Origin of the sequence: Klebsiella sp. RHBSTW-00484 (genome assembly GCF_013705725.1) — a bacterium.
In the GTDB taxonomy this organism is placed as follows: Bacteria; Pseudomonadota; Gammaproteobacteria; order Enterobacterales; family Enterobacteriaceae; genus Klebsiella.
The window spans coordinates 1,973,480-1,986,185 of the sequence record NZ_CP055481.1; the positions used below are offsets into that span (position 1 = coordinate 1,973,480).

Here is a 12,706-nt window from a genome sequence, read left to right on the forward strand (position 1 = left end):
TCCATTGATTATTTGGCGAGGCCAAAGGCTTTCGCCTGCTGGCGATAGTCTTCCACCTGTTTTTTGACGTAAACGTCAAGCTCCTTGCCGTTCATGTTGAATTCAAACAGGCCCCGGAGTTCACGCTGCTTTTTAAACGCATCGGTCTGCTGCAATTTACTGAACTCGTCCACCCACCACTGATAGTCGGCATCGCTGACTTTTGGGCCAACGAAGAAGCCGCGAATAATCGGCCAGACCAGATCGTAACCTTGCTCTTTGGCGGTGGGTACGTTGGCGAGAGCACCTGGCAATCTTTCGCTGGAGAAGACCGCCAGCACGCGAATTTTATTGCCCTGGAGATAAGGCACCATTTCGCTCAGATCGCCGGAGACCGCCTGCACATGATTGCCGAGCAGAGCGGTTACCGGCTCGCCGCCGCCTTCAAACGCCACGTAGCGCATGTTGTGCGGGTCGACGTTGGCTTTCTGCGCCAGCAGCGCCGCTTTCATCCAGTCCTGGCTGCCGATGGACGCGCCAGCACCGATGACAATGCTGGCGGGATTTTTTTCCATCGCCGCCATAAACGATGCCAGGTCTTTCCACGGGGAGTCAGTGCGCACGGCGATCATGCCGTAATCAGTGCCGACGCTGGCCAGCCAGCGGACATCATCGACGCCATAGCGGCCAAACTTTCCCTGCGACAGGTTGAGCAGCGAGCCGCCGGAGAAGGCGACCACGGTGCCGGGTTCTCCGGGGCGCTGGGCAACAATGGCGTTGTAGGCCACCGCGCCTACGCCACCGGGCATGTAGGTGACGCGCATAGGTTTTTTGATGGCGCCGGCCTCCATCAGGCTGACCTGAAGCAGCTTGCAGGTCAGATCGAAGCCGCCGCCGGGTTTGGCGGGCGCGATACATTCGGTGCGGGATGGGGCCTCGGTGGCGTAAGCCGAGGCGGTACACAGGCATAAAGCGATGGCACTAAGATGGCGAAGGAATGAAATGTTCATAGGCTTCCTCGGTAGGGTACAGGGAACGTTTTTTCTGATTATGTGAACCGATATGTAGTAGTTCAGTTGCGTGATTGTTAAAACAGTTACCTTTCATTTCCCTTTCAATGCAGCAGCAACTTTACAGGATGTGATATGCGTCTCTTATTGGCTGAAGATAATCGTGAGCTGGCTCACTGGCTGGAGAAAGCGCTGGTGCAGAGCGGGTTTGCCGTAGACTGCGTACTTGACGGACGGGCGGCTGACCATCTGCTGCAAAGCGAAAAATATGCGCTGGCAGTGTTGGATATCGGTATGCCGGGGTTCGATGGGCTGGAAGTGGTGCAGCGTCTGCGAAAACGTGGACAGACGCTTCCCGTGTTGCTGCTGACCGCCCGCAGTGCGGTGGCGGATCGGGTGAAAGGGCTGAACGTGGGGGCCGATGACTATTTGCCGAAACCTTTTGAGCTTGAAGAACTGGATGCCAGGCTGCGGGCGCTGCTGCGGCGTAGTGAAGGTCAAGTGCACGAGATCCAGCAGATCGGCGAACTGGAATATCGTGATGAAGGCTATTTTTTGCTGCGTGGGCAGATGTTGTCGCTGACTCCACGCGAGCAGGCGCTGCTGACGGTGTTGATGTTTCGCCGCACGCGCCCGGTGTCTCGTCAGCAGCTTTTCGAGCAGGTTTTCAGCCTGAGCGATGACGTTAGCCCGGAAAGCATCGAGTTGTATATTCATCGTTTACGGAAAAAGCTTCAGGAGAGCAACGTGCGGATCGTTACCTTGCGCGGATTGGGCTACGTGCTGGAATTGGCCCATGAGGTGGGCTAAACCGCAGTCGCTATTCGCTCAACTGCTGTTGTTTCTCGGGCTGCCGCTGGTTTTACTGTGGGGGCTGTCGGCCTTCAATAGCTACGTCAGTGCGCTACAGGCGGCGACGCAGGCGTACGATCGTACGCTGCTCTCATCCGCCCGAACCGTAGCCGAACGCCTGGTGGTGCGCCACGGTAAGCTTGAGGTGAATGTGCCTTGGGTGGTGCTGGATAGCTTTGAACTGAATATGAACGATCGCCTGTACTATAAAGTTCTCGACCCCGAGGGGCAGGTGATTTCCGGTTATGACGACCTTCCGGCGATGCCGCCATCGACTTCTCGTACTCAACTCTATCCGGCGCTGGCGTGGTTCTATCATACCGAATATCGCGGTCAGGCCATCCGCGTGGCGCGCCTGCTGCAGCCAGTGAATGAAGGCGGTATTGCCGGAATGGCGGAAATCTACATCGCCGAAACGCTGGAGTCGCGGCGATGGTTGGCTGGACAGTTACTGTTCTCGTCGTGGATATCGCAAGGGCTGTTGGTGTTGTTAACCCTGGTGCTCACCGGCTGGCTGCTGCGCCGCGTGCTGCGACCGATGCGCCAGCTTTCGGCGCTGATGGTGCGCCGTGAACCCGGTCTGCTGACGCCGCTACCGGAGCTGCTGCCGTGGTCGGAAACCCGTCTGTTAATCGTTGCTTTTAACCGCTATATCGATCGGCTGCGGGTGATGATTTCACGCCAGGAACGTTTTAGCGCCGACGCTTCTCATCAACTTAAAACCCCGCTGGCGGTGTTGAAAACTCAGGCCTCGGTGGCGCTGGCCAGTGATGATCCCAAACTTTGGCGAGAGAGCCTGGCGGCGATGAGCAGCACCCTGGACGGCACGATTCTATTAACTGAGCGCCTGCTGCAACTGGCGACTATCAAACGTAAAGAGCAGGGGGAGCATGCCTTTTCGCCGGTTGATCTCCATGAGATTGTTCAGAACAGCTGTTTTTCCCGGCTTGTGCAGGCGCGGAGCAAAGCTATCGATCTTGGTTATGAGGGCGAGCCATCGGCGGTGATGATAGCCGGAGATTGCGTGCTGTTGAGCGAGTTGTGTGCGAATCTGCTGGATAACGCAATTCGCTATACGCCGCAGGGCGGTATCGTGACGTTAAGCCTGCATCGAGATGGGAACGCTGTGCTGCTGGACGTCGAGGATAGCGGCCCGGGGATCGATGATACGCAGATTTTACTGGCGTTAATGCCTTTTCATCGCCTGGAAAACGTCGGTGATAATCCCGGCGCGGGGCTCGGGCTGGCGCTGGTTAGCGATATTGCGCGCCTGCACCGCAGCCATCCGCAACTGCTGCGCAGCGAAACGTTGGGCGGGCTGAAGGTCAGGCTGCGTTTTTTGATTGCTCGTTCAGAGTAAGCCTTTCAGACTCAGCGTTTTACGGGTCGCTACGTTCAAATCATAATGGGGAAGATCTTCCGGTTTCACCCACGCGTAATCCTGAAACTCTTCGTTGATCGTCACTTCGCGATTGGCGCTAACGCAATCGAAAATCAGGTAGATCATATAAATTTCTTCCTGGCGGCCATCAGCATAGGTTTTAACCCGGATATCGTCGCTAAAGGTCCATGGCGTAATCTGGGTTAGCTGTAGTTTTTCGCCCAGCTCTTCGCGAACCTCTCGTCGCAGCGCCTCTTCGATACGTTCGCCAGGCTCCACGCCGCCGCCGGATAGCGCCCACTGGCCGGGAAACACGCCGCGATCGTCGGCCATTTTGCACAGCAGGTAGTGGCCTTCATGTTGAATGAGCGGGCAAACGATAGTCCTTTGACGCATGGTTTTTCCTTAATGATGACGTGGGTAAACATTGAGATAGCCCAGTTTGCGAGTCGACTCGGTAAACAGCAAGCGAAAACGCGCGGCGGAAGCGAGAGGTGATAGGGTGGCCGCAAGTTTATTGATCAGAGGCCATCATGGAACCGATAGCAAGCCACTCACCGCATGATGCGGTTTTTAAACATATTTTGTCCCATCGGGCAACGGCGCGCGATTTTTTACTTATTCATTTGCCGGAGCATCTGCGGGTGCTATGCGATCTGCGAACGCTGCAACTGGAATCCGGTAGCTTTATCGAAGAAGATTTGCGTGCCAGCCATTCGGATATTCTCTATTCGCTCAAAACGCAGACCGGTGAGGGGTATATTTATGTGCTGATTGAGCATCAAAGCTCACCCGACCGGCATATGGCGTTTCGCCTGATGCGCTATGCCATTGCCGCGATGCAGCGTCATCTGGATAAAGGGCATCACCAGTTACCATTGGTCATTCCCCTGCTTTTTTATCACGGCAAGACCAGCCCCTGTCCGCACTCAATGCGTTGGCTGGACGGTTTTTCGCAGCCAGAGGTGGCTGAGAGGCTATATAGCCAGAATTTTCAACTGGTGGATATTACGACGATCCCGGATGAGCAGCTCATACAGCACCGACGAGTCGCCATGCTGGAGCTGCTACAAAAACATATCCGGCAGCGAGATATGATGGAAATTTCAGAGCAACTGGTCAGCATATTGTCGTTGGGATACACTAACCGTCGGCAGTTTAAAACGTTGCTGAATTATATGCTTCAGGTGGGTAACGCCGCCGATCCCGTGGCCTTTTTACGCAAATTAGCGCAAAAGGTACCGCTTAAGCCGCATAAGGAGACGCTAATGAATATTGCTCAGTTTCTGGAAGAGCGTGGCCGCAAACAGGGAGTCCTTCAGGGAATGAAGGCGGGAATAGAAAAAGGTCGTCGTAAGGGCTGGCAGGAAGGTCGACAAGAAGGCCGGGGTGAAGGGCAGCAGGAGGCGGCTGAACGTATTGCCCGGGCGATGCTGGAGGATGGACAGGAGCCGTCTCAGGTTGCAAAGCTGACAGGTTTGTCACTGCAGCAGCTTGATAAACTCCAGCACTAAATTCTTCTTTGCAGCGAAAACGGCAGCCATATTGGCTGCCGTAAGCGTTTATTTGGCGTGTTGCAAAGCTTTCAGTGCCGCGGCAACGCCTGCGCCGTAGTCGGGATGGACTTCGCTGAATAGCCCAATCTGCCGCTGCTGAATAAACTCCGGGATATCCCGCATATCACCCGCTATCCGCTGGAACATGCGCTGATGCTCATCTTCGCTTAATAGCTCAAACAGCTTGCGCGGCTGGCTAAAGTAGTCGCCATCTTCCCGATGATCCCAGTGAGCTGCCGCGCCTTCAAGGCTTAACGGTGGCTCGCTAAAGTCCGGCTGCTCCTGAAAGACGCCAAAGCTATTTGGCTCGTAGGTCGCACCGTTGCCGCTATTGCCGTCAACGCGCATTGCACCGTCGCGGTGATAGTTATGGAACGGGCAGCGCGGTGCATTCACCGGGATCTGATGATGGTTTACGCCCAGGCGATAGCGTTGGGTGTCGCCGTAGGAGAACAGTCGCCCCTGTAGCATACGATCCGGAGAGAAGCTTACACCGGGCACCACGTTTGCCGGGTTCATGGCTACCTGCTCAACTTCTGCGAAGTAGTTGTCCGGGTTGCGGTTTAGCTCCAGCACCCCAACTTCAATTAGCGGATAATCGCTATGCGGCCAGATTTTGGTCAGGTCAAATGGGTTATAAGGGACCTGACTGGCCTCCGCTTCCGGCATTATCTGCACGTAGAAGGTCCAGCGCGGAAAATCGCCTTTTTCAATTGACTCATAGAGATCGCGCTGCGAGCTTTCGCGATCTTCAGCCACCAGGCGTTTGGCCTCATCATCCATCAGGTTGGCGATCCCCTGCTGGGATTTGAAGTGGAACTTCACCCAAAAACGCTCGTTGTCGGCATTGATAAAGCTGAACGCGTGGCTGCCAAAACCGTGCATATGACGATAAGAACGCGGGATGCCGCGGTCGCTGAAATCAATCGTTAACTGATGCAGCGTTTCCGGTAGCAGGGAGAAAAAGTCCCATTTCCAGGTTGGGTTACGCAGATTAGTGCGCGGATCGCGCTTCACGACGTGATTGAGGTCCGGGAATTTCAGCGGGTCGCGAAGATAGAAAATCGGCGTGTTGTTGCCCACCAGATCCCAGTTACCCTCTTCGGTATAGAACTTGATGGAAAAGCCGCGAATATCGCGCTCGGCGTCAGCGGCGCCACGCTCTCCGGCGACGGTCGAGAAGCGCAGAAACAGGTCGGTGGTTTTGCCGATTTCAGAGAAGAGTTTTGCGCGCGTATAGCGGGTGATATCGTGGGTGACGGTCAGTTTGCCGTAAGCGCCGGAACCTTTTGCGTGCATACGGCGTTCCGGGATAACTTCCCGGTCAAAGTGGGCCAGTTTTTCAAGAAACCAGACATCCTGCAGCAGCATGGGGCCGCGTGGGCCTGCGGTGGCGACATTATTATTATCGACAACCGGCGCGCCGGATCCGGTGGTTAATCCTTTCTTGCTCATCTTTATCTCCTGACAAAGTTTTATGTAACTTATTCATTTCCCTGAAGGGGCGAAATAAGCTGAGCGTTATTTGTAGAATAAATAGTCAGTGCGGGCAATCTGGCTCTGGCTATCGATTTGATATCCGCGACCGTTGGCAAATATTCGGTAGCAACTGGTTACAATCACAATGGTAAAGGTCGCTTTAGCACATTGATTCCTTAGCATTCAGCAGTACAATTTCGCGGTTTTTCGGGACTTTTAAATTCTTGTTTTCTGGATAGAGTAAAAAATGAAAAAAAGCATATTTTTGGCCCTCGCTGGCATGATGTTCGTCTCTACGGCGGCAAATGCGATCAGCGTCAGCGGGCAGGCCGGTGAGCACTACACCAATCTTGGGGTTGGTTTTGGTACCGAATCCACCGGGCTGGCGATATCCGGTAACTGGCTGCACAACGATGATGACGGCGACGCGGCGGGATTAGGCCTGGGTCTGAACCTGCCATTAGGCCCGTTTTTGGCGACCGTTGGCGGTAAAGGCGTTTACACCAATCCAAAAGCCGGTGATGAAGGTTATGCGGCGGCGGTAGGCGGCGGCCTGCAGTGGAAAATCGGCGACCGTTTCCGCCTGTTCGGCGAATATTATTACTCCCCGGATTCACTCTCCAGCGGTATCGACAGCTATCAGGAAGCCAATGCTGGCGCGCGCTTTACCATTATGCGTCCTCTGAGCATTGAAGCCGGTTATCGCTACCTCAACCTGGCAGGTAAAGAAGGCAACCGCGATAACACCGTTGCGGACGGCCCGTACGTCGGCGTCAACGCCAGCTTCTGATTCTCCCAGGCGCGGTATTCTGTCGCGCCTGATTTTCAGTCATTCTCTCAGCCGCTTTGCGCTATAGTATTCCGACTTATCAGGCTGGAGTTCACAATGCTAAATGTGGAAATGCTGTCCACCGGCGACGAAGTGCTGCATGGGCAAATCGTCGATACTAATGCCGCGTGGCTGGCGGATTTCTTTTTTAATCAAGGATTACCCTTAAAGCGTCGCAATACCGTGGGCGACGATCTTGACGCTCTGGTGGCGATTTTACGCGAACGTAGCGAGCACGCCGACGTGCTGATCGTTAACGGCGGCCTGGGGCCAACCAGCGACGATCTCAGCGCGCTGGCTGCGGCAACGGCCAAAGGCGAAGGGTTGATTTTGCACGAAGAGTGGCTGGATGTGATGACGCGCTTTTTTGCCGAGCGCGGAAGGCCAATGGCCACCAGCAACCGTAAACAGGCGGAAATTCCGCAAAGCGCCGAGATGATCAACAACCCGGTCGGGACCGCTTGCGGTTTCGCCGTGCAGCTCAATCGCTGCCTGATGTTTTTCACCCCAGGCGTGCCTTCGGAATTCAAAGTGATGGTTGAGCAGGAAATCTTACCGCGCTTGCGCGAACGTTTCCCGCTGCCGGCTCCGCCGCTGTGTCTGCGTTTGACCACCTTTGGTCGCTCGGAGAGCGAGCTGGCGCAGAGCCTTGACCACCTTCAGCTGCCGCCGGGCGTGGTGATGGGCTATCGCTCCTCAATGCCGATTATTGAACTCAAGCTGACCGGACCTTCTGAGCAGCGCGAAGCGATGCTGGCGCTGTGGCCGGAAGTGCAGAAAGTGGCCGGTGAAAGCATGATCTTCGAAGGCACTGAAGGCCTGCCTGCGCAGATTGCCCGTCGCCTGCAAGAGCGCCAACTGAGCTTGACGCTAAGCGAGCAGTTTACCGGCGGCCTGCTGGCGCTACAGCTTTCACGCGTTAACGCGCCGCTGCTGGCGAGCGAAGTGATTCCGGCACAGGAAGAGACGTTAGCGCAGGCGGCGCGCTGGGCGGCGGAGCGGCGGGTGAAACACTTTGCCGGTCTGGCGCTGGCGGTCAGCGGTCAGGAGAGCGATCACCTGAACTTTGCGCTCTCAACGCCGGAAGGCACTCACGCGCTGCGGGTGAAATTTAGTACCAATCGTCACAGCGTGCAGGTGCGTCAGGAAGTCTGCGCGATGATGGCCCTGAATATGCTGCGCCGTTGGCTGAATGGTGAGCCGATAGCCGGTGAACATGGCTGGATTAACGTCGTCGAATCTCTCACGGTTTAAGAAAGCCACAGCGCCGGGAGCCCTTCCCGGCGCTGTATTCGTCCAACCTGCTGTACTTCGTTTTAAATATTCTGTGCGCCATCTCCCATTTTTATACCTCTGAATGTCCACCCTTCTGGAATCGCCCCGTCATTTGAAGTTGCTCACAATTTACTTCCCCGACAACCGCAACACTGATTCCAGTATTCAGGATTGGAGTCCAGCATGTTGGAATCAAGCAAAGTCCCGGCGCTGACCCGCGCCATTGATATTCTCAATTTGATCGCTCGCATTGGCCCCTGTAGCGCGGCGACCATTATTGACGAACTGGGTATTCCGAAAAGCACCGCCTATCTGCTGTTAGGTGAACTGAGAAAACAGCGCTTTCTTAGCATGGATAATCAGGACAATTACTGCCTGTGGACCAAGCTGGTTGAGCTGGCAGGACATGCGCTGAGCAAAATGGACCTGCGCGAACTGGCGCGTTCGCGCCTGACGCAACTGATGGATCAGTGCGGTCTGCTCTGTCACCTGGGCATCATCGATAACGGTAACGCCTACTACATTCTGAAGGTCGAATCCCCGGCCACCATCAGCGTACGTTCGCACGAAGGTAAGAGCCTGTCGCTTTATCGTTCCGGTATTGGTAAATGCCTGCTGGCCTGGCAGCCCGAACGAGTTCAGGAGTCAATTATCAGCGAACTGCGCTGGGAGCGAGCCACGCCAACCACTATCACTGATGCTCAGCAGCTTCGCGATGAACTGGGGCGTATTCGCGCTCGGGGCTGGAGCTTTGATAACGGCGAAGACTATCCCGACGTGCGCTGCGTGGCCGCGCCGGTGTTTAACGCCAATAACGAACTGACCGCCGCTATCTCGGTGGTCGGCACGCGCCTGCAAATCAATGAAGACAATCGTGATTACCTCGCCGGTAAGGCGATTGCCTGCGCCAAAGATATTTCCCGTCTGTTGGGGTGGAAGAGCCCCTTCGAACAACAAGCTTCATAAAAAGGAGAACATCATGACCTTACCGAAAATTAAACACGTCCGCGCCTGGTTCATCGGCGGTGCTACCGCAGAGAAAGGCGCTGGCGGCGGCGATTATCACGACCAGGGAGCGAACCACTGGATTGATGACCACATCGCGACCCCGATGAGCAAATACAAACAGTATGAGCAGTCCCGCCAGTCTTTTGGCATCAACGTGTTGGGTACGCTGATTGTCGAGGTCGAAGCGGAGAATGGGCAGACCGGGTTTGCGGTGTCAACGGCGGGCGAAATGGGCTGCTTTATCGTTGAAAAGCACCTGAACCGCTTTATCGAAGGCAAGTGCGTCAGCGATATCAAACTGATCCACGATCAGATGCTCAACGCAACCATGTACTACTCCGGCTCCGGCGGCCTGGTGATGAACACCATCTCCTGTATCGATCTGGCGCTGTGGGATCTGTTCGGTAAAGTGGTTGGCCTGCCGGTGTATAAACTGCTGGGTGGCGCGGTGCGCGATGAAATTCAGTTCTATGCGACCGGCGCGCGTCCGGACCTGGCGAAAGAGATGGGCTTTATCGGCGGCAAAATGCCAACTCACTGGGGTCCGCACGATGGCGATGCGGGGATCCGCAAAGATGCCGCGATGGTCGCTGACATGCGCGAAAAATGCGGTCCGGATTTCTGGCTGATGCTGGATTGCTGGATGAGCCAGGACGTTAACTACGCCACTAAGCTGGCTCACGCCTGCGCGCCTCACAACCTTAAGTGGATTGAAGAGTGTCTGCCGCCGCAGCAGTACGAAGGTTATCGCGAACTTAAACGCAATGCGCCAGCCGGGATGATGGTCACCAGCGGCGAGCACCACGGTACGCTGCAATCATTCCGCACGCTGTCGGAAACCGGCATCGATATTATGCAGCCTGATGTGGGCTGGTGCGGCGGCCTGACTACGCTGGTGGAGATTGCCGCCATTGCCAAAGCGCGCGGTCAACTGGTGGTCCCGCACGGGTCATCGGTCTATTCGCACCATGCGGTCATCACCTTCACCAACACGCCGTTCAGCGAATTCCTGATGACCAGCCCGGATTGCTCAACGATGCGCCCGCAGTTTGACCCGATTCTGCTGGGTGAACCGGTACCGGAAAATGGACGCATTCATAAATTCGTGCTGGATAAACCGGGTTTTGGCGTTGAACTGAACCGCGACTGCAATCTGCAACGTCCTTATAGCCACTGATCCCGCCGTGCCGCACAGCGCTGATGTGCGGCCCATTTTTGAGGATATTACGATGAGCAACACCTTGCTTGATAGCGTGGTGAAGAAAAGCCGCGCCCGTTTGATTCCCTTTATGCTGGCGCTTTACGTGCTCGCATTTCTTGACCGTTCGAATATTGGCTTTGCCAAAGAGACCTACCAGTTGGATACCGGGCTAAGCAACGAAGCCTATGCGCTGGGTGCGGGGATTTTCTTTGTGGTGTACGCCTTTCTGGGGGTACCCGCTAACCTGTTGATGCGTAAATTCGGCGCGAAAAAGTGGATCGGCTGCACCACGCTGCTATGGGGCGTTCTGTCTGCGGCGATGGCGTGGGCGGATACGGAAGCGAAATTTCTTCTGGTGCGCACTTTGCTGGGTGCCGCCGAGGCGGGCTTCTTCCCCGGCATGATCTATCTGACTTCGCAGTGGTTCCCTCAGCAAAACCGCGCCAGCATTATGGGGCTGTTTTATATGGGCGCACCGTTGGCGTTAACGCTGGGCTCACCGCTCTCCGGCGCGCTGTTGGAAATGCACGGTTTTATGGGGCACCCCGGCTGGTTCTGGATGTTTGTTATCGAAGGGCTGCTGGCGGTTGGCGCCGGGTTCTTTACCTTCTTTTGGCTTGATGATACGCCGCAAAGCGCACGTTTTCTGACTGCCGCTGAAAAGCAGGCGTTGATTAGCCAACTTGCCAGCGAAGAGGAGAAAAAGGTCACGTCGCGGCTGTCCGATGCGCTGCGCAATGGACGCGTCTGGCAGCTCGCCATTATCTACCTGACGATTCAGGTGGCGGTGTATGGTCTGATTTTCTTTCTGCCGACTCAGGTTGCCGCTCTGCTGGGCACCAAAGTGGGATTCTTTGCCTCGGTGGTGACGGCGATTCCGTGGGTTGCGGCATTGTTTGGCACCTGGTTTATCCCGCGTTACTCCGACCGCACCGGAGAGCGCCGTAACATCGCGGCATTCACCCTGTTGGCGGCGGCGATCGGTATTGCGGTCTCCGGGCTGGTGTCACCGGTACTGGCGATTATCGCGCTGTGCGTGGCGGCGGTCGGCGTGATTGCCGTGCAGCCGGTTTTCTGGACCATGCCGACGCAGTTGTTGTCCGGCACCGCGTTGGCTGCAGGCATCGGCTTCGTGAACCTGTTCGGTGCGATTGGCGGTTTCCTGGCCCCAATTATTCGCGTCCAGGCTGAAACCATTTTCGCCAGCGATTCCGCCGGATTATTGACGCTCGCCTGCGTGGCGATTGTTGGGGTTGTTATTATCTTTTCACTGAGCGTCAATCGCACGGTGCCGCAGGCTGGCAGCGTACAGCATTAATTTAAGGGAGAACTATGAACGCAATTTTATCGAACCCATTTAAAGCGGGATTATTGAAGGGAGAAGCGCAAATTGGCCTGTGGCTGAGCTCGACCTCTTCCTATATGGCAGAGATCGCCGCCACCTCGGGTTACGACTGGCTGCTGATTGATGGTGAACATGCGCCAAATACCATTCAGGATCTTTACCACCAGCTACAGGCGATCGCCCCATACGCCAGCCAGCCGGTGATTCGCCCCGTAGAGGGCAATCGTAGCCTGATTAAACAAGTGCTGGATATTGGTGCCAGAACGCTATTGATCCCGATGGTCGATACCGCCGAACAGGCGCGAGAGATTGTTTCGGCAACTCGCTATCCGCCGGTGGGTACGCGCGGAGTCGGGGCCGGAGTCGCTCGGGCAGCGCGCTGGGGGCGGGTCGAAAACTATATGGCTCAGGCTAACGATGAGCTGTGCCTGCTGATTCAGGTGGAGAGCAAAACGGCGCTTGATAACCTGGATGCGATCCTCGAAGTGGAAGGCATTGACGGCGTATTTATCGGCCCGGCGGATTTATCGGCCTCGCTGGGGTATCCGGATAACGCCGGTCACCCGGAGGTGCAGCGGATCATTGAGCAGAGCATCCGGCGTATTCGCGAGGCGGGAAAAGCTGCTGGATTCCTGGCCGTCGACCCGGAGATGGCGCACAAAGCGCTGGCCTGGGGGGCAAATTTTGTTGCCGTGGGCGTCGATACCAACCTTTATACCAGTGCACTGGATAAGCGCCTGGCGATGTTCAAACCGGTAGCCGAACAGGCGGAGGGAAAGGGGAGCTACTAG

General features: G+C 55.9%; 12 protein-coding genes. 9 read left to right on the forward strand and 3 right to left on the reverse strand.

Annotated features, from left to right (window positions below; all coding sequences use genetic code 11):
• Positions 1–8: 8 nt before the first annotated feature.
• Positions 9–989 (reverse strand): Bug family tripartite tricarboxylate transporter substrate binding protein, encoded by a 981-nt coding sequence (locus HV213_RS09500; protein ID WP_181485501.1) that lies wholly within the window; start codon positions 987–989, stop codon positions 9–11.
• A gap of 135 nt (positions 990–1,124) precedes the next feature.
• Here HV213_RS09500 and tctD point away from each other — a divergent pair, with 135 nt between their 5' ends.
• Together tctD and HV213_RS09510 are read left to right on the forward strand one after the other, a co-directional pair.
• A complete protein-coding gene (tctD, locus tag HV213_RS09505) occupies positions 1,125–1,799 on the forward strand; it encodes a transcriptional regulator TctD (protein WP_181485502.1) in 675 nt (224 codons plus the stop codon).
• Entirely contained in the window at positions 1,786–3,201 is a 1,416-nt protein-coding gene (locus HV213_RS09510; RefSeq protein WP_181485503.1) for a sensor histidine kinase, read from the forward strand. Before tctD ends, HV213_RS09510 begins: the two co-directional genes overlap by 14 nt.
• Here the strand turns inward: HV213_RS09510 and nudI are convergent.
• Positions 3,193–3,618 (reverse strand): nucleoside triphosphatase NudI, encoded by a 426-nt coding sequence (gene nudI / locus HV213_RS09515; protein ID WP_181485504.1) that lies wholly within the window; start codon positions 3,616–3,618, stop codon positions 3,193–3,195. The two genes, HV213_RS09510 and nudI, sit on opposite strands and share 9 nt — an antisense overlap.
• A 137-nt stretch (positions 3,619–3,755) precedes the next feature.
• On the opposite strand from nudI, the gene HV213_RS09520 reads away from it, so the two are divergent.
• Positions 3,756–4,736: an Rpn family recombination-promoting nuclease/putative transposase gene (locus HV213_RS09520; RefSeq protein ID WP_181485505.1), complete on the forward strand. Its 981-nt coding sequence runs from the start codon at positions 3,756–3,758 to the stop codon at positions 4,734–4,736.
• A 48-nt stretch (positions 4,737–4,784) separates the two neighbouring features.
• On the opposite strand, the gene HV213_RS09525 is transcribed toward HV213_RS09520, so the two are convergent.
• On the reverse strand, positions 4,785–6,233 hold the full coding sequence (locus HV213_RS09525) for a catalase (protein ID WP_181485506.1): 1,449 nt from the start codon (positions 6,231–6,233) through the stop codon (positions 4,785–4,787).
• A gap of 271 nt (positions 6,234–6,504) precedes the next feature.
• Here HV213_RS09525 and HV213_RS09530 point away from each other — a divergent pair, with 271 nt between their 5' ends.
• From HV213_RS09530 to yfaU, 6 genes are all read left to right on the forward strand, one after another.
• Positions 6,505–7,047 carry a YfaZ family outer membrane protein gene (locus HV213_RS09530; protein WP_181485507.1) on the forward strand — a complete coding sequence of 181 codons (543 nt, stop codon included), beginning with the start codon at positions 6,505–6,507 and terminating at the stop codon, positions 7,045–7,047.
• Positions 7,048–7,143: 96 nt separating this feature from the next.
• Positions 7,144–8,340, forward strand: a complete 1,197-nt coding sequence (locus HV213_RS09535; RefSeq protein ID WP_181485508.1) for a nicotinamide mononucleotide deamidase-related protein YfaY — start codon at positions 7,144–7,146, stop codon at positions 8,338–8,340.
• A gap of 204 nt (positions 8,341–8,544) precedes the next feature.
• Positions 8,545–9,327 carry an IclR family transcriptional regulator gene (locus tag HV213_RS09540; protein ID WP_110272313.1) on the forward strand — a complete coding sequence of 261 codons (783 nt, stop codon included), beginning with the start codon at positions 8,545–8,547 and terminating at the stop codon, positions 9,325–9,327.
• Positions 9,328–9,340: 13 nt separating this feature from the next.
• Positions 9,341–10,546, forward strand: a complete 1,206-nt coding sequence (gene rhmD, locus HV213_RS09545) for an L-rhamnonate dehydratase (protein ID WP_181485509.1) — start codon at positions 9,341–9,343, stop codon at positions 10,544–10,546.
• Positions 10,547–10,598: 52 nt separating this feature from the next.
• Entirely contained in the window at positions 10,599–11,888 is a 1,290-nt protein-coding gene (locus tag HV213_RS09550; protein WP_181485510.1) for an MFS transporter, read from the forward strand.
• Between the two features lie 14 nt (positions 11,889–11,902).
• Positions 11,903–12,706, forward strand: a complete 804-nt coding sequence (gene yfaU / locus HV213_RS09555) for a 2-keto-3-deoxy-L-rhamnonate aldolase (protein WP_181485511.1) — start codon at positions 11,903–11,905, stop codon at positions 12,704–12,706.

Excerpts from the sequence above, each read along its gene's own strand:
- HV213_RS09540 (WP_110272313.1), top strand. The coding sequence starts at position 8,545 with ATGTTGGAATCAAGCAAAGTCCCGGCGCTGACCCGCGCCATTGATATT.
- HV213_RS09500 (WP_181485501.1), bottom strand. The coding sequence starts at position 989 with ATGAACATTTCATTCCTTCGCCATCTTAGTGCCATCGCTTTATGCCTG.
- tctD (WP_181485502.1), top strand. The coding sequence starts at position 1,125 with ATGCGTCTCTTATTGGCTGAAGATAATCGTGAGCTGGCTCACTGGCTG.
- HV213_RS09525 (WP_181485506.1), bottom strand. The coding sequence starts at position 6,233 with ATGAGCAAGAAAGGATTAACCACCGGATCCGGCGCGCCGGTTGTCGAT.
- HV213_RS09535 (WP_181485508.1), top strand. The coding sequence starts at position 7,144 with ATGCTAAATGTGGAAATGCTGTCCACCGGCGACGAAGTGCTGCATGGG.
- HV213_RS09520 (WP_181485505.1), top strand. The coding sequence starts at position 3,756 with ATGGAACCGATAGCAAGCCACTCACCGCATGATGCGGTTTTTAAACAT.
- yfaU (WP_181485511.1), top strand. The coding sequence starts at position 11,903 with ATGAACGCAATTTTATCGAACCCATTTAAAGCGGGATTATTGAAGGGA.
- HV213_RS09510 (WP_181485503.1), top strand. The coding sequence starts at position 1,786 with ATGAGGTGGGCTAAACCGCAGTCGCTATTCGCTCAACTGCTGTTGTTT.
- HV213_RS09550 (WP_181485510.1), top strand. The coding sequence starts at position 10,599 with ATGAGCAACACCTTGCTTGATAGCGTGGTGAAGAAAAGCCGCGCCCGT.
- HV213_RS09530 (WP_181485507.1), top strand. The coding sequence starts at position 6,505 with ATGAAAAAAAGCATATTTTTGGCCCTCGCTGGCATGATGTTCGTCTCT.
- rhmD (WP_181485509.1), top strand. The coding sequence starts at position 9,341 with ATGACCTTACCGAAAATTAAACACGTCCGCGCCTGGTTCATCGGCGGT.
- nudI (WP_181485504.1), bottom strand. The coding sequence starts at position 3,618 with ATGCGTCAAAGGACTATCGTTTGCCCGCTCATTCAACATGAAGGCCAC.